We start from the raw sequence: 15,167 nt of genomic DNA on the forward strand, positions 1-15,167 counted from the left end.
CTTTTTCCACGGTTATCTTCTTTTGAAAAGAAGTCCCCATTTTTCTATGGTAAACATCTTCCAAACCGTCAATAGTGAGTAGGTAGTTTTTATTGGGTTCTACTGCATGCCCTAGACCATAATAAAGAGGGTATCTTGAAAGTATTTAAGACAACTTACGAATCAAAAATGGCCAACGAAAATTCAGATGTAAACTTAACTGTTGAATATGGCCACAGACAGCTTGGAGCATCCTTAATTTTTTGGGAGGAGGACCCCAGCAAGGAATTAGGTAAAGGACAAATTAAGAACTTAAAATTAGATTTTGATAAAATCAAAAAACATAAAACTTTAATTATTAAAAGTGAAATGGCCGATGCTAATGAAAGAAGTAATTTAATGAACAATATCATCACCTTCACAAGTGATTCACAAAAAGAGATTTTCAAACCCGAAGGAAGGGTTGATCAAGATAAAGATAAAGCTGAGTTTATTACATGGATAGACTTTTAAATAATGAATGTCCTTTATTGCTATACTCACCATATACGGACTAGATTAAAACAATTGCTTGTGTTCAGCTTAGCTACTTCAAGCCAGTGTTCGTTGCTCCACTCCAGTGACAACGCCTCAGCTTTGGATACCTCTTACAGAGCCACGGTAGAATCCTTAAGACCGCCAACAGCACCCGCTTTTAACTTATTAGGAGTAACCCCTTCTTCAGTAACACAAGCCTGACAGCCCCAAAAAATTCGCTGTTAGCCTTCTTAGTTCTTATCGTGACAGCAAGTCTGACAGCGGATTACCTAGAAACTTAGCTTTTGATTTAACTCCTTTTTGGTGGACTCCGAGAGCCTCTTACATCACATACGATGAATATAACTGGGAATCTCAAGAGAATGCAAACTACGCTGATATTGGAAAATACATCCAAAATACCGCAAGAAATTTTACCATTTCATTAGCAACTGCAGAAACCTCATCTATCCTCAAGGATGACGAAGAAGTTGGGACAGGTTTAGGCATTGGTTTTCGGACAAATGTAGTCATGGGCAAATTAGGTGAAAAGTCGCGAAATATCAGACAGAAGATCGAGAGAAAATTAGCTGCTAGTTTAACTCCCGATACTCGAGGAGGACGTCCAAACTCGCCACCCGGAACTACTGAGAGCTCCATTGGTCAGGGCACCGGTGAAAATGATGTGCAAGACTTAATTACAAAACTTAGAGATTATAATAATATAAGAACGGGGTTTCAACTACAGCTGGCTGGAGGTGTAACCTTCGACGCTCCTGAAAATGATTTTGAAGATTTAAGATTTAATAAATTAGGCTTATGGGTCAACCCATCCTATAGCTTAGACGAGCATGCTGGTATTTTATCGGATTTTTCACTAGTTGGAGTATTTCGGTATACATGGGTTGATCTAATTGAAGAAGGTGCATTCGGGAACTACGATGTGGGTGGCAGTCTAGTTTGGGCAGATGAAGAAAGCCCATTATCTCTAACAGGAGAAGTCGTTAAGAGATATTCAGACCATTCAAAAGGCGATTCTATGCGTTACGCAGGATCGGCTAGTTATCGTATCAATAACGACATTAGCCTCTACTTTAGTGCGGGACAAGATTTAGATAATAATTTTGATGATAATAAGGAATTTTTTACTATATCTGGCATTAGTTTTCGTCTGGGCTCTCCTGCCAAAAGCAAATTAAAATAAATGCCCATACATGATGTCCATAAATGGGGGGAAGTCAGAGCAAAATCTTGGTTGAAAAGCCGATTTTGTTAGCCTTTGTCTCTCTTCTATTGCAGTAACTTCTTTTCAAGGCATCTCTCCTTTTTATCTGTTACCAAAGTCATAGGATCATAGCGTTGCAGGAATGGAGCCCCTGACTCTTGGTTTTGGTTTGTTTTGACACATGCAACTCCTTCCAAGCGTCCTTATTGTATAGCTTTTTTATCCTGAACTCAGGTCATTAGGTCGAAAGTCAAGCAAGGACAAAATTTTTTTAGCGAGGAGAAGAATCGTATCTTCTTGGTTTTCTGAGAATTACAACTTAATTGGGCCCGGTGGGGTTCGAACCCACGACCAAGGGATTATGAGTCCCCTGCTCTAACCGCTGAGCTACAGGCCCTAGTTTTTAATAATCAATGGCTTATGTAAGCTTTATTCGAGCAAATGCTCAAAATAATAATGATATCATCTTATATTCCTAAGCCAATGTCACTGAAGACTTCTCCAAATTGATACCATAGAGATCCAACGATTCGCCCAGGGTCTTGAACTCAATGAATAAAGAGACCGTTCGAAGTATCATCGCAGTTAGTTCTCCGTCGACTCTCTTTTCTATGTGACTCAAGCTGTTAGGCATTTCTAAAACATCTATTGCATCATGCGGGTTAAATTTGGACCTTGCATCCTATTAAGTTTTGATCATTTGGCAAGCCGCGATCTCCATAACCTTTGTTTATGGATAATTTATCTAAATTAGTGGAGTCAACAGTCCGATATCTGCAATAGATTAATTAATTAACTTGAAAGCCTCTCATGATATCAGAAAGCCCAGTAGAACCATTAGATTCCACTCAAGAACTTAACAGCCTCGTCTCAGCGATTCACAGAGTTCAAGCCGTCATCGAGTTTGAAACAGACGGAACCATTATCACCGCCAATGAAAATTTTTTAGAGGCACTTGGCTACAGCCTAGAAGAAATCAAAGGAAAGCACCACCGAATGTTTTGTGAGGAGTCTTATGCTACTTCCGAAGAGTATCAGGCATTTTGGGAAGACTTAGCCAAGGGCAACTTTCGAAGGGGAGAATTTTGCAGAATCACAAAAAGCGGACAGGAAATATGGATTAGCGCCTCTTATAACCCAATTTTAGACTCAAGGGGCAAGACCTATAAGGTGGTCAAAATTGCTAATGATATTACCGCTTTAAAAAACAGAAGCTCAGAATATGAAGGCAAACTTAACGCCATCAATAAAGCCAAAGCAACTATAGAGTTTGACCTCGAGGGCAACATTCTCACCGCCAATGAAAATTTTCTAAATGCCATGGGATATACCTTAGATGAGATTCAGGGGAAACATCACAGGATGTTCTGCGACCCAGAATATGTGGAGAGCCCAGATTACCAACTCTTCTGGGAGACATTGGGAAATGGAAAGCTACATTCCGGTGAGTACAAAAGAATTGGAAAGGAGGGCAGAGAAATTTGGATCAACGCATCTTATAATCCCATTTTTGATGCTAAGGGAAAACAATATAAGGTGGTTAAGTTTGCGACAGATATTACTCAGCAAAAAGTAGAGCGCCTTGACTTTGATGGAAAAATAACAGCAATCAATCGCTCACAAGCTGTTATTGAGTTTTCACCTAACGGAACCATCATGACAGCAAATGAAAATTTTCTACAAACACTCGGCTACAGCCTGGAGGAAATACAAGGCGAACACCACCGTATCTTTTGCGAAAAAGATTACGCAAGCAGCTTAGATTATCGGCTTTTTTGGGAAAAACTAGGCAATGGGGAATTTAATTCAGGTCGTTATAAACGGTTGGCAAAAAATGGTAAAGAGATTTGGATTCAAGCCACTTACAATCCCATTTTTGGTGCAGACGGAAAAGTCTGTAAAATTGTTAAATTTGCCACATCCGTTACTTCCCAAGTTGAATTAATTGCCAAAGTAGCACTTGACTTTTCTAGCAATTCAAAAGAGATTGCCGCTCAGGCAGTCACCGTAGCAGATGGGGCACAGCTTTTAGGTGCTACTACAGAAGAAATGAATTCGACGGTCGAGGAGCTCACTTCTTCCATTGACTCCATTGCAGAAAATAGTAAGGGTGCTGATGAAATTGCTCGGAACACGCAAACTGAAGCTGACTGTGGAGCTAGGTCGATTGAAAAATCAATTGAATCTATGGAGCTTATTAATAAATCCTCTGAGGAAATTAGCGAGATTGTAAAAGTCATCAGTGAAATTGCCAACCAAACCAATTTACTTGCTTTCAATGCAGCCATAGAAGCCGCTCGAGCAGGAGAACATGGTTTGGGGTTCTCCGTCGTGGCAGATGAAGTTAGAAAACTAGCTGAGCGCTCTTCTCAAGCTACTAAGGAAATTACAAAACTTATTAACGAATCCGTGAAGCGGGTCGCTCATGGCAGTGAAATCTCAAAAGAAGCTTGCGATACCTTTAGGAAAATTGTTGACGGGGTATCCAGAACAACCAGCTCTATCTCAGAAATCACTGTAGCTGCTCAAGAGCAGCAGACAGCTGCAAAAGATGTTTCCAATGCCATACAAAAGATCGTCGACTCTACAGAAAAGTCAGCGATGGCATCGGAATCCATCGCAAATTCAACAAAAGAGTTATCCAAAGGCTCTGATGAATTAAATAAAGAAGTTGCGAAACTTGCTGCCTAATAGCTGAAAGCCCATAAATGATTACGTTAGAATTAGACGATTGCCTGAGTGATTCTACTTTTGAAGAATACGCAAAGTTTATTTACAAATTAACTGGAGTAAATATAGGCCCAGACCGCAAAAAAATGCTAGTTAGTAGAATTAGCAAACAAGTTAGATTGCTCGGGTTAGATGATTATGAAAGTTATTTAAGCTATGTCCATGAAAATAAAGAAGAACTACATACCTTTATCAACCTAGTCACAACCCATGAAACGTACTTCTTTCGCACACCCCGAGTATGGAACTATTTCAATGATGCTTTTTGGCAAGATTGGATTGAATCAAAAAAAGCTACGCGGCTTCTGGCTTGGTCTGCAGCTTCATCTAGAGGAGAGGAGGCTTACAGCCTGAGCATTATTCTACAAAGCGTTAAAGATCAGACTCCTTCTTTTCAGTACAGGGTTGTTGGTTCCGATGTTTCTAGCAAAATTTTAAATGTAGCCAAAAAAGGAAAATATTTAGGCCGGTCCATAGAGCGGTTCCGAAACTCTAAACCAGAGCTATTTACTAAATATATGGTTGGAGATGATCAAGAGGGTTATAGTGTATTGCCTCATATTAAAGAAAATGTCAGCTTTAGAGCCCATAATCTATTCCAGCCATTTAACGCTAGTGAAAAATTCCACCTCATTTTCTTGAGGAATGTACTGATTTATTTCACCAAAAAAGACCAAGAGATCGTGCTAGCAAATATAAGAAAGTCTCTATCAGATGAAGGTTTACTCATTATTGGTGAATCTGAGTCACTGGCTCAGATTCATTCCGAGTTTGAGTTAGTATCCCCGCTAATCTATCGACCCGTAAGTATAGGGGAGGATTAAGCATGAGCACCAATTCTAGATCCGTACATGTTCATATTGGCGAGGTCAAAATCGGCAAAGACTGCGACAAGCTTCAGGCTCTTTTAGGTTCATGCGTCGGTATTGGCTTATTATATAACGAAAAAAAAATCTATGGCCTAGCTCATTGCTTACTGGCAGAGTCGCCCAAGAAAATGTTCAGCATTGGAGGCCGTTATGTCGACCAAGCTATATTCTCTTTACTTAAGCTTATGAAAATAGGCGAAAAAAGCATCAAAGATATTCAAGCCGTAGTCGCCGGTGGCAGTAATATGACGATGCCTAACCACATGAACCCTAAACAACTTGTTGGCGTTGTTAATTCGAGGTTCACCGTTCAAAAATTACGTGAAAAAAAAATCAAAATCATTCATGAAGATTTTGGAGGAACGCTGGGAAGAAAAATTTTTATCGATTGCCAAAGCGGTCAATATGAAATCAATAAAATTCCAAAATTAGAAGAGGTTTAAATGGAAGAAATAACGGCAGATTCTTTTACTGAGAAAAATAAATTGTGTGATATATACGGTTCTTTTCTACTGGCAGAAAATGAATTCGCATTGCCTGTGCAGTCTATACGTGAGGTCGTGAATGAACCGGCTAATTATAGCACTATCCCCCTCTCCCCAGATTATTTATTGGGTCTATTTAATTTGCGCGGCATGATTATTCCTGTGGTGGATCTAAGAAAGATATTTAATCTCGATGACTCACATCATGAAAGTTTCACTAGAAAAGTAGCGATCATAGAATATGGGGATCTCGCTCTAGGATTATTGTTTGATAAAACCGGTGAGGTTTTTAATGGAAATACAGTTGAAAGAAGTCAATTTCATCACAGAGAGGGTGTAAAAGAGTCGATTGTTGAAGGAGTTTTTAAATTTGAAGGAGGTGAGCGGATCGTACAAATCCTCGACTCTTATGAGCTGCTTAATCTAGATAAGATACCGTGTTCGCGAGATACGGAAGGTTTCGGATTAAGAAGAAATTCTGGCAAACGAAGACAGTGTATCTCTTTTAAAGTCGGCGACGCACTCTGCGCTTTCAACATTCATGAAATACAAGAAATTGTTAAAGTTGATAAGATTGATAATACAGCACTTTCTCATGCATGCAGTTTAGGAGCTATTAATATAAGAGGTAATACGGTTCCTGTCATTGACTTTGGTATTATACTTGGAATGCGCAAGGAACCCTGTGAGATCTCTCAGGATTATCTCCTGCATGATCGAAAGGTTATAGTCATGAAATTGGATGATGAATTATTTAGTCTTCTGGTAGATTCGATAGAGAGTATCGTGTCCTATTTTGATGATGAACTGGCACAGTTTCCTTTATTGGGTAGCCATCATAGCAAACTCTTTTTAGGATGTATTTCTAAGGGCCCTAAACAAAATGTTATCCTTTTGGATCATAGGGAAGTTTTATCAGACGCGGAGATTGAGGCCGTGACCAGAGGTCATAGTGACCTCTATAAAAACCATGACGACCAAAGCGAAAAGAACCGATTATCTAATGAGAAGAGAACCCTCATCACCTTCTCCATCAGTGAAACATACGCTTTAGAAATGAGCGAAGTACAAGAGATAATAGAACATCCTGAAGAAGTCATGCGACCTCCAAACTTGCCTCATTTCATTGATGGTATAGTAAATTTAAGAGACGATATTATCCCTATGATTAACCCTAGGACTCTGTATGCGATGGATGCTTGCTCCAGAAAAGATAAGAAAATCTTAGTCTTTATGATGAACGGAGATAAGTACGGTCTCATAGTCGACTCTGTCGACTCGATCGTTACTTTTTCCGAACATAAGGACGTTAAGCTGCCCCAAACGATGTACAGCAAAGGAAATCATCCGGTCTCTGAAATTGTTAAAGAGGTACTCCAAGTCAAGATGCCTAATGAAGATACTCAGGTATTAATGATCATGAATTTAACAGCTTTGGCATCAAAGACTTTCCTTCAAGAAGCAGCTTGATTTGCAAGCTCTAGAATTTTAGGAATCTTATCATGAAATCGTATTTGATACCGCAATAAAACCATCTACTCGGATACAATGAATCATCACTATAAAACTATTGAAATAAGCTTAGATAAAAATAGCCTCCTCAACAAATATATTCTCAAGATACAACGAAGGCACGGATTTATGACCATAGAGGAAGCAGCCGCATTTGTTTTCAACCAATGGTCTGATCGCGAAGAGAAATACCAAAGCAAACTAAAGCGAAACCTTTTGAATTAATTACCATTTAATACATCTACATAGATTCTCTTCGCCTTTTTCTCAAGCTTTTACGCACCTCATTTAACTAGTCATACATAGTCCGGAGTGAAAAAACTAATCTGGAGAGATCGTTTTTGAAAGTGTCCAGAGATACACCTAAGGTACAATAACTTCTAATCCTTTTGTAACTACCTCGAATTCAACAGGGGTGTTTCCGCTAAGTTCTCCATCGACCTCAACAGGGACTTCGTTATTTTCGGAGCTAATAACAATTTTATCTGCTTTGAAATAGTGAACATCTTCCATGTTAATATGCCTTCCTAGGATGATCCCCTGGATATAACGAAGCACATCCATGTGGGAAATCTTTTCAAATAGGCAAACGTCTAACAATCCATCCTCCAAATCCGCATCGGGAAAAACGGCAAAGGGCCCACCATAGAGACGCCCGTTACCAATGAGAACAAATGCTCCATCCTTTTTATGAGATTTTTTACCATTTCTTAGGTGGATCGTCGCAGGTTTCTTTCCCGCCAATTGACTCACCGTGACCGCATAGCTTAATGGTCCCAGAGCCTTTTTAAGGTTCAGGTCGGTTGACTTGACTATTTCAGCATCAAACCCAACACCACTGAGCTGGACAAACCAACGGTTATTAGCTCTAGCCAGGTCTATTTTGCGAGTATGATGCTTTCTTAGGATCTCAACTGCTTTGTCTACTTCACGGGGAATTCCCAACTCCATCGCAAAAACATTGACAGAACCTATGGGCATGATGCCTAATTTAGACTTGGAAAGGGCCATACCATTGACGACTTCATTAAGTGTGCCATCCCCACCCGCTGCTACTATGGTTTCAAAGCCTTTATCGGATGCCTCCCTTGCTAAATTTAGTGCATGTCCAGGTGCACGAGTAAGCATAAGGTGGACATCGGGGAATTCTCTCTTTAATGTCCTCACGAACCGTCTAGCGCGCTCACCTTTAGCGGCTGGATTTAAGATGATGCAGATTTTTGGATTCATGTGGTTGGAAAGCGCTCTTTAAATTATGTCAAGACTGCTCAAAATATTCATTTTTGTTTTCTCACTTTTCTGTGTGGCGGTCATTTGTTTATTTTTATGGGTTAATTCTCTCGTCAGAAGTCCTCAAGCCATTAGCAGTTTGCAAGAATTTGCCGTCACCTATCTTAAAGCCGATATTGAATTTCAATCTATCAAAGCCAATATTTTGGATGGGTTTAACCTTAATCATGTTTTGGTTACCCGCTCGCAAGAAATTCCCACAAAGGAAGTTGTGGGGACTAAATTGGAAATCGACAAGCTCAAAGTCCGATATGCCTTGTTGCCACTTTTTCTCAAGACCATCAAGCTCAGTAATGTTGAACTTCTGCGTCCTAACCTCAACATCATCCAACAAGACGATGGATCATGGGATATGCCGAACCTGGATCCATCTCTACAACTGCTCTCAAAACCATCGGTCCAATTGTTTGGCCAACGTTTTGCCTTCGCCTTAGATAGGCTCAAATTGCGCCATGGGGAGTTCATAGCCACGCACCGAGATGATTGGACTATTTTAAATATAAAAGGAGCAGATGTCGAAGGGCGCTTTCATGAAGTTCCACAGAAATCAGATGCACTGGGAAAACTCCATTTTGATGAGCTAGTGATTGCTCATACTTTATCCATGCAACATTTGAGAGCACCCATTCATGCTGATCACGGCAAACTTATTCTGCCTCAGTGGCATGCTCTATCCCATGAAGGTAATGCCAAAGGATCGGCATCTCTTGATTTTTCTGCAGAACCAGCACTTTATGAAATCTTTATGAGCTTAACCGATGTTAACTTGTCGCATATGATGACGACTTTTGGGGAGAATTCGAGTTCCTTCCTCTCCGGCCTACTAAACCTGGAAGTTGATTTGGAAGGAGATCTTAGCCAAATCAGTGCCATAACTGGAACTGGAAACTTAGAAATTCGTGATGCTAGCTTTTCTCAACTTCCCGGCTTACAGCTACTAAGTAATCTCCTCAACCTAGATCACTTAGCTGATACGACTTATGAAAAGGTTAAAGGGTCATTCAAAATAGAGGACCAAAAGCTTACTTTCTACGACCTTCAAGCCCCCGATGAGCAAATCCGATTCACCGGTTCAGGCTATTTAAGCTTTGATAATCAGCTTAACTTTGAAATCAGGCTAGCCATCTCTCCGGAAATGGCTGAGCGCATTCCCAAAGAATTTGCCACTAATTTTAAGCATCACCCGGATGGCTACCGCACACTGCTCTTCACCCTCTCGGGAGACTTACAAAATCCCAAAACGAATTTGGATAAGAAACTTGCCATAGATTCCAGTGTGCTTGCTACAGATATCCAGGATTTTCAAAGTCGCAGAGAGCCTAGTGCAGCATCTCTCGATCCCGAAACTATTCCATGAAAAGAAAGACCGTGGGACGCGTTCGAGTCACAAGTGGCTCTGCAGGTGGCCTATTTCTGCATATTCCGCGAGATTTCCCTTCTCGACCCACTCAAGATAAGATTAAACAGGCTATCTTTTCTAGCCTAGGGAACCTAGTAGGCAATGCCTCACGAGTCCTCGACCTGTATGCTGGCGTGGGTTCCCTGGGGATCGAGGCACTTAGCCGTGGTGCCGCGCATTGCACATTTGTAGACAAGCATCGGAGCGCACTTAACGCGATTAAGCAAAATCTCGAACATTGCCACCTACAGGAGGCCGCGGAGGTGGTTGGATCAGATGCTTTGCGATTTTGTGCATCAGAAGCAACATCTGGCGAGCAATATGATTTGGTTTTTCTAGACCCCCCATACGCTAGAGAAAAGATCCAACTCGAGACTTTCCCTATAACAAAGTATCTCCCTCAGATACTTACAAGTAATGGAATTATTATATGGGAGCACAATACACCAAACAAATGTCAGGACTATTCGGCTCTAGAATGCACCAAAACAACAACCTATGGAAGCACTACTATTACACTTCTAAAGCATAAGAGTGCCCAAATAACATAAAACAGGACAAGAAAGCCGCGCTTTTTGCCGTTGACGTTAACCTATTATAGCCATAACTTTCCAACTCGCGTGTCAAAACGCATGGAACGTGAAAAGAAAGATTTATAGTTATGATAAAAGTTGCGATTAATGGTTTTGGTCGAATCGGCCGTTTAGTCTTTAGGGCTATCTGTGATCAGGGTTTATTGGGTAAAGAAATTGAGGTAGTAGCTGTTAATGATTTGGTAGCAGCCGACAACCTGGCCTACTTGGTTAAGTATGATTCTATCCAAGGCCGTTTCGATGGAGAAGTAGCAAGCAAGAAATCATCTCCAACAGTCGAGGAAGATGACACTTTGGTTGTAAATGGTCAGGAAATTAAATGTCTCGCTGTGAGAGAAGGTCCTGCAGCAATGCCTTGGAAAGAATTAGACGTAGATTATGTCATCGAATGTACAGGACTTTTTACTAAAAAAGAGGCAGCCGAAGGACATATTACTTCTGGGGCTAAGAAAGTAATCATTTCGGCTCCTGGGAAAGGTGAAGATATCACAGTCGTCATGGGCGTAAACCACGAAAAGTATAATGCTTCTAGCCACCACATTATTTCAAACGCTAGCTGCACCACCAACTGTCTTGCACCCGTCGTTCATGTTCTTCTCAAAGAGGGCTATGGCATTGCCGAGGGACTCATGACTACTGTTCATAGTTACACGGCGACTCAAAAAACTGTTGATGGGCCTTCTAAAAAGGATTGGAAAGGTGGTCGCTCTGCCGCTATTAACATTATCCCTTCATCAACTGGCGCAGCTAAAGCAGTTGGCCTTGCCATCCCTGAAGTTAAGGGCAAGTTGACGGGTATGGCTTTCCGGGTTCCTACTCCAACGGTTTCAGTTGTGGACCTAACTGTGAAGACTGAAAAGGCAACAAGCTACGAAGAGATTTGCAGCAAGATGAAGAATGCTAGCGAAACTTACATGAAAAATATCCTAGGCTACACCGAAGATGAAGTTGTCTCTAGTGACTTTATCCACTGTGCCTACTCTAGTATTTTCGACGCAGGGTCAGGCATTGGCTTGAATGAAAACTTCTTCAAGCTTATCAGTTGGTATGACAATGAGTGGGGTTATTCCAACCGCTGCGTAGATCTCCTCAAATATATTGCCGAATAAACCTTCATATACGTAATCACCCGTGGCTAAAAAGAATCTTCAAGATATCGATGTAGCAGGCAAAAGAGTCCTGGTGCGAGTCGATTTCAACGTCCCTCTCGAAAACCAGGGCGGTGAGATGGTCATCACTGACGATAAGCGGGTCAAGGCTACCCTGCCTACCTTGAAACATCTCCTGAAGAATCATGCTAGAATTATCTTGTGCTCACACCTTGGACGCCCCAAGGGCAAAGCTGTTCCTGAAATGAGCCTTAAGCCAGTTGCAGCATGTTTGAGTTCTGTAATAGGCCAAGAAGTAAAGTTTGCACCTGATTGCATCGGGCAAGAAGCTATTCATTTAGCCAATGGACTGCAGGATGGGGAAGTGCTTCTTCTTGAGAACCTCCGTTACTATGCCGAGGAGGAAAAAAATGATGAAGTTTTCGCTAAGAAACTTGCTGAGCTTGCTGAAGTTTATGTAAACGATGCTTTTGGTTCTGCTCATAGAGCACATGCTTCCACCGCAGGCGTTGCCGCTTTTATACCCGTTAGCGCTGCTGGTTTTCTTATGGAAAGTGAGCTGAAGTTCTTGGGTGGAGAGCTGGAGAAACCAAAACGCCCTTTCGTGGTGATTCTCGGTGGTGCCAAGGTTTCTGACAAAATTAATGTGATTGATGCCCTCCTAGATAAAGCAGACACTATTCTGATTGGAGGGGCAATGGCTTACACTTTTGCACTCGCCCAAGGCAGAAAAGTTGGAGACTCTCTATCAGAGCCAGATAAAGTTGAAACTGCTAAGGCTGCCATGGAGAAGGCTAAGGAAAAAGGCGTTCAGTTTCTTCTTCCCATTGATACGCTAATCGTTGAGGAACTCGATTTCAGAGCCAAGCAAGTATCTCCAGGCAAGTATACCGAGGAAGGGGCTGATATCCCTGAGGGCTGGGAAGGAGTAGATATTGGACCTAAAACTGTAGAACTTTATGAAAAAGAAATTTCTAAAGCCGCGCTCGTCGTATGGAATGGTCCTATGGGAGTATTTGAAATTGCTGACTGTTCAAAAGGAACTTTTGCTATTGCTGATGCCATTGTGGCAAATACTCAATGTACTTCTATTATTGGTGGAGGGGACTCAGCCAAGGCTGTAAAAAAGGCTGGTTTAGCCGACAAAGTATCCTTCGTTTCAACAGGTGGTGGTGCCTCTCTAGAATTCTTAGAAGGTAAAGCACTTCCTGGTGTAGAAGCTATTCAGGATAAACCATCTGTCGGTGTCTAATTATTTATTAAGTGCTAATTTAAGATCATGAGTTATCGTAGAAAAATAGTCGCAGGAAATTGGAAAATGAACAAAACGGCTACTGAGGCCAAGGATTTTGTTGCAGACCTTCTGAATGCACTAGGCCAGTATAGCGACAATGATGTAGAGACGATCATCTGCCCTCCATTTGTTTGTTTACCAGCCTGCTTCGAAGTTCTAGAAGGGTCCAGCACCATTATAATGGGGGCACAAGATATGAGTGCTCAAAAAGGTGGTGCTTATACTGGCGAAATATCAGCGGAAATGCTAAAGGATCTATACTGTCGTTACGTTATTCTTGGCCACTCTGAGAGGCGCCAGTATAACGGTGAGACAGATGCTCTTGTTAATGAAAAGACCAAGATCGCGTTTGCTAACAAAATACGCCCTATCGTTTGTGTTGGAGAAACTCTAGAGCAGCGTGAAGCTGGTAAAACAAAAAGTGCGGTGACCTCTCAAGTTAATAACTCTCTTGCGGACCTTAGCCCCGAGCAATGGTCTGAAATGGTCATCGCCTATGAGCCTATTTGGGCTATTGGAACAGGCAAAACGGCCACGGCAACCCAAGCTCAGGAAGTGCATGAACTGATTCGAGGTTTGATTGCGAAAAATGCTGATGACAGTATAGCAGATAAGGCCCGTATTCTTTATGGAGGAAGTGTGAAGCCTGATAACTCTAAAGAGCTTATGAGCCAGGATGACATTGATGGCGCTTTGGTGGGTGGTGCTAGCCTGCAAGTGGACTCATTTGTCTCTATCGTGGAAGCTGCTTGCGAAGATTTCGAATAACTGATACCTTTCCCGGCTTATGATTATCAATTTCTTTATCTATGCCGTCTTAGCCGTCTTCGTTGTATGTAGCGTTCTGCTCGTACTCGTTGTCCTGATGCAACGACCACGCAACGAGGGTCTTGGAACCGCATTCGGCGGAGGCGTAACGGATACGGTTTTCGGAGCTCAAACTTCTGACGTTCTTACAAAACTAACTATTTGGCTTGGAGGCATCTTCTTTGTTTGTACGCTTGGCTTGGCTATTCTTTATTCACAACAAGCTTCGAGTGATATCAAGGAACAACTTTTAGCCGAGCCTGAAACAACGGCGGTACCTGAAACTGATGAAGAAGCCTCCGACAAAGAATTAGCCGAAGCTGAAGACACTCAGGCTAAAGAAGAGTCTTCACCGGCTGACGAGGAACAATCAACAGACGACTCTGAAGCTACACCCGCTGTGAGTTCAGATGCCTCAGCAACTGAATCGGAAGCAAGTGCAGAGGCTACTGATACGCAGGCTGAAGAAACTTCAGAAAAGACTAATTAAAACCTCAGGACCGGGCCCTTGTTGCTAGAACTCGTATTGCTCCTTTTATGACTAAAAAAGAGCGTGCGGAGTTTGTGTCTAATCGGTTGCAAGAGCTTTATCCAGAAACTCCCATACCTCTCTACCACGAGGACGCCTACACACTGCTTATTTCGGTGCTTTTGTCGGCACAGTGCACAGATGCAAGAGTCAATCTTACTACTCCTGCACTCTTTGCTTTAGCAAATAAACCGCAAGAAATGATCAAACTATCTGTTGCTAAAATAGAAGCAATGATCAAGCCCTGTGGTCTTTCGCCCCAGAAATCCAAAGCCATTCACCGACTCTCTGAGATACTACTTGAAGAACATCAGGGAAATGTCCCCTCCTCATTTGAAGCACTCGAGGCATTACCTGGCGTCGGCCATAAAACAGCCTCGGTAGTTATGTCACAGGCATTTGGATATCCTGCCTTTCCAGTCGATACTCACATCCATCGCCTGGCCCAACGGTGGGGGCTTACTAAAGGTAAAAATGTCACACAAACAGAAAAAGATCTTAAAAGACTCTTTCCTCAAGAACGTTGGAACAAACTACACCTACAAATTATTTTCTACGGTCGCGAACACTGCACTGCTAGAGGCTGTGATGGCACCACTTGTGAAATATGCCAAAGACTTTATCCCAAACGCCGCAAACCCTTTGTCCATCTCAAATAATCCCGCTTTTCTTTTTGAAAATAATACCCCTAATTAGTCGGCACTGAAAAAAGGTATTTTTAAGTATATTGGATACTCGAGGTATGACTTTGGGGTAATGGAGCAATTCTTGTAGCAAAGTAGAGTCTGATTTCTTGAGGCATGTGTGATATGGCATGAAGTAAACGAAGA

14 protein-coding genes and 1 tRNA gene are annotated in these 15,167 nt (G+C 41.8%); 13 read left to right on the top strand and 2 right to left on the bottom strand.

The window, feature by feature from the left end; translation table 11 throughout:
* Positions 1-135 precede the first annotated feature (135 nt).
* Together AAGA18_14825 and AAGA18_14830 are read left to right on the top strand one after the other, a co-directional pair.
* Positions 136-492, top strand: coding sequence for a hypothetical protein (locus tag AAGA18_14825; protein MEM9446615.1), 357 nt, complete (start codon positions 136-138; stop codon positions 490-492).
* A gap of 535 nt (positions 493-1,027) precedes the next feature.
* A complete protein-coding gene (locus tag AAGA18_14830; GenBank protein ID MEM9446616.1) occupies positions 1,028-1,699 on the top strand; it encodes a hypothetical protein in 672 nt (223 codons plus the stop codon).
* Positions 1,700-2,044: 345 nt separating this feature from the next.
* Here AAGA18_14830 and AAGA18_14835 read toward each other — a convergent pair.
* Positions 2,045-2,117: transfer RNA gene (locus tag AAGA18_14835), tRNA-Ile, on the bottom strand.
* 413 nt (positions 2,118-2,530) lie between these two features.
* Here AAGA18_14835 and AAGA18_14840 point away from each other — a divergent pair.
* The 4 genes from AAGA18_14840 to AAGA18_14855 are packed head-to-tail and all read left to right on the top strand — an operon-like array spanning position 2,531 to position 7,274.
* A complete protein-coding gene (locus AAGA18_14840) occupies positions 2,531-4,411 on the top strand; it encodes a PAS domain-containing methyl-accepting chemotaxis protein (protein ID MEM9446617.1) in 1,881 nt (626 codons plus the stop codon).
* Positions 4,412-4,428: 17 nt separating this feature from the next.
* Positions 4,429-5,274 carry a protein-glutamate O-methyltransferase CheR gene (locus AAGA18_14845; GenBank protein ID MEM9446618.1) on the top strand — a complete coding sequence of 282 codons (846 nt, stop codon included), beginning with the start codon at positions 4,429-4,431 and terminating at the stop codon, positions 5,272-5,274.
* A gap of 2 nt (positions 5,275-5,276) precedes the next feature.
* A complete protein-coding gene (locus AAGA18_14850; protein ID MEM9446619.1) occupies positions 5,277-5,762 on the top strand; it encodes a chemotaxis protein CheD in 486 nt (161 codons plus the stop codon).
* Complete coding sequence (locus tag AAGA18_14855; protein ID MEM9446620.1) at positions 5,763-7,274, top strand: chemotaxis protein CheW; 1,512 nt, start codon at positions 5,763-5,765, stop codon at positions 7,272-7,274.
* Positions 7,275-7,679: 405 nt separating this feature from the next.
* Here AAGA18_14855 and AAGA18_14860 read toward each other — a convergent pair whose 3' ends face one another.
* Positions 7,680-8,546: a diacylglycerol kinase family protein gene (locus AAGA18_14860; GenBank protein MEM9446621.1), complete on the bottom strand. Its 867-nt coding sequence runs from the start codon at positions 8,544-8,546 to the stop codon at positions 7,680-7,682.
* Positions 8,547-8,571: 25 nt separating this feature from the next.
* Between AAGA18_14860 and AAGA18_14865 the strand changes: the two genes are divergently transcribed.
* The 7 genes from AAGA18_14865 (at position 8,572) to nth (ending at position 14,996) form a co-directional block, all read left to right on the top strand.
* Complete coding sequence (locus AAGA18_14865; GenBank protein MEM9446622.1) at positions 8,572-9,963, top strand: AsmA-like C-terminal region-containing protein; 1,392 nt, start codon at positions 8,572-8,574, stop codon at positions 9,961-9,963.
* Entirely contained in the window at positions 9,960-10,556 is a 597-nt protein-coding gene (rsmD, locus tag AAGA18_14870; protein MEM9446623.1) for a 16S rRNA (guanine(966)-N(2))-methyltransferase RsmD, read from the top strand. Before AAGA18_14865 ends, rsmD begins: the two co-directional genes overlap by 4 nt.
* Before the next feature lie 110 nt (positions 10,557-10,666).
* Positions 10,667-11,707: a type I glyceraldehyde-3-phosphate dehydrogenase gene (gap, locus tag AAGA18_14875; GenBank protein MEM9446624.1), complete on the top strand. Its 1,041-nt coding sequence runs from the start codon at positions 10,667-10,669 to the stop codon at positions 11,705-11,707.
* 22 nt (positions 11,708-11,729) lie between these two features.
* On the top strand, positions 11,730-12,959 hold the full coding sequence (locus tag AAGA18_14880; GenBank protein MEM9446625.1) for a phosphoglycerate kinase: 1,230 nt from the start codon (positions 11,730-11,732) through the stop codon (positions 12,957-12,959).
* Between the two features lie 27 nt (positions 12,960-12,986).
* On the top strand, positions 12,987-13,769 hold the full coding sequence (gene tpiA, locus AAGA18_14885; protein ID MEM9446626.1) for a triose-phosphate isomerase: 783 nt from the start codon (positions 12,987-12,989) through the stop codon (positions 13,767-13,769).
* A gap of 19 nt (positions 13,770-13,788) precedes the next feature.
* Positions 13,789-14,298 (top strand): preprotein translocase subunit SecG, encoded by a 510-nt coding sequence (gene secG, locus AAGA18_14890; protein MEM9446627.1) that lies wholly within the window; start codon positions 13,789-13,791, stop codon positions 14,296-14,298.
* A 47-nt stretch (positions 14,299-14,345) separates the two neighbouring features.
* Entirely contained in the window at positions 14,346-14,996 is a 651-nt protein-coding gene (gene nth, locus AAGA18_14895) for an endonuclease III (GenBank protein MEM9446628.1), read from the top strand.
* Positions 14,997-15,167: the final 171 nt, after the last annotated feature.

It is taken from the genome of Verrucomicrobiota bacterium (genome assembly GCA_039192515.1).
Taxonomy (GTDB): domain Bacteria; phylum Verrucomicrobiota; class Verrucomicrobiia; order Methylacidiphilales; family JBCCWR01; genus JBCCWR01.

What these genes read in the sequence shown, in the direction of transcription:
- AAGA18_14840 (MEM9446617.1), top strand. Translation starts at nt 2,531, where the DNA reads ATGATATCAGAAAGCCCAGTAGAACCATTAGATTCCACTCAAGAACTT.
- tpiA (MEM9446626.1), top strand. Translation starts at nt 12,987, where the DNA reads ATGAGTTATCGTAGAAAAATAGTCGCAGGAAATTGGAAAATGAACAAA.
- AAGA18_14830 (MEM9446616.1), top strand. Translation starts at nt 1,028, where the DNA reads ATGGGCAAATTAGGTGAAAAGTCGCGAAATATCAGACAGAAGATCGAG.
- secG (MEM9446627.1), top strand. Translation starts at nt 13,789, where the DNA reads ATGATTATCAATTTCTTTATCTATGCCGTCTTAGCCGTCTTCGTTGTA.
- AAGA18_14860 (MEM9446621.1), bottom strand. Translation starts at nt 8,546, where the DNA reads ATGAATCCAAAAATCTGCATCATCTTAAATCCAGCCGCTAAAGGTGAG.
- rsmD (MEM9446623.1), top strand. Translation starts at nt 9,960, where the DNA reads ATGAAAAGAAAGACCGTGGGACGCGTTCGAGTCACAAGTGGCTCTGCA.
- AAGA18_14845 (MEM9446618.1), top strand. Translation starts at nt 4,429, where the DNA reads ATGATTACGTTAGAATTAGACGATTGCCTGAGTGATTCTACTTTTGAA.
- AAGA18_14855 (MEM9446620.1), top strand. Translation starts at nt 5,763, where the DNA reads ATGGAAGAAATAACGGCAGATTCTTTTACTGAGAAAAATAAATTGTGT.
- nth (MEM9446628.1), top strand. Translation starts at nt 14,346, where the DNA reads ATGACTAAAAAAGAGCGTGCGGAGTTTGTGTCTAATCGGTTGCAAGAG.
- AAGA18_14865 (MEM9446622.1), top strand. Translation starts at nt 8,572, where the DNA reads ATGTCAAGACTGCTCAAAATATTCATTTTTGTTTTCTCACTTTTCTGT.
- gap (MEM9446624.1), top strand. Translation starts at nt 10,667, where the DNA reads ATGATAAAAGTTGCGATTAATGGTTTTGGTCGAATCGGCCGTTTAGTC.
- AAGA18_14850 (MEM9446619.1), top strand. Translation starts at nt 5,277, where the DNA reads ATGAGCACCAATTCTAGATCCGTACATGTTCATATTGGCGAGGTCAAA.